This window comes from Xanthomonas axonopodis (genome assembly GCF_001304695.1).
Taxonomy (GTDB): Bacteria; Pseudomonadota; Gammaproteobacteria; order Xanthomonadales; family Xanthomonadaceae; genus Xanthomonas; species Xanthomonas axonopodis.
On record NZ_JFAQ01000284.1, the window covers coordinates 1 to 534 of the forward strand.

Annotated in this window: 1 pseudogene; it reads left to right on the top strand. The window is 62.7% G+C overall.

Features of this window, described 5'->3' with window-relative positions:
* Positions 1-534: pseudogene (locus tag XAXN_RS22820) on the top strand (hypothetical protein); the annotation flags it as partial.

The following is a 534-nucleotide window of genomic DNA, read 5'->3' on the forward strand; positions in this document are numbered from 1 at the left end:
CACGCGCCGACCTTGATCACAAGAATCAATCGCCGTATTCCCGAACGCACGTCCCATCGCGTTGCCGACCACGCGCAAGTGGCTCGCGTGCTGGGTTTTTTCCAGTGCCACTCCCGCCCAGCGCAAGCATTCGATGAAGCCATGACGCAGTTCGAGATGAGCAGGCAGGGGTTGCTACAGCTATTTCGCAGAGTGGGCGTCACCGAACTCGAAGCCCGCAGTGGAACGCTCCCCCCAGCCTTGCAGCGTTGGCACCGCATCCTCCAAGCATCAGGGATGAAAAGGGCCGAACCGTCCCGTGCTTCGGCTCAAACGCCGGACCAGGCGTCTTTGCATGCATTCGCCGATTCGCTGGAGCGTGAGCTGGATGCGCCCAGCCCAATAGACCGGGCGGGCCAGGCGCTGGCAAGCAGCAGCCGTAAACGGTCCCGATCGGAGAGTTCTGTCACCGGCGCCTCCGCACAGCAAGCTGTCGAGGTGCTCGTTCCCGAACAGCGCGATGCGCTGCATTTACCCCCCCTCAGCTGGGGTGTA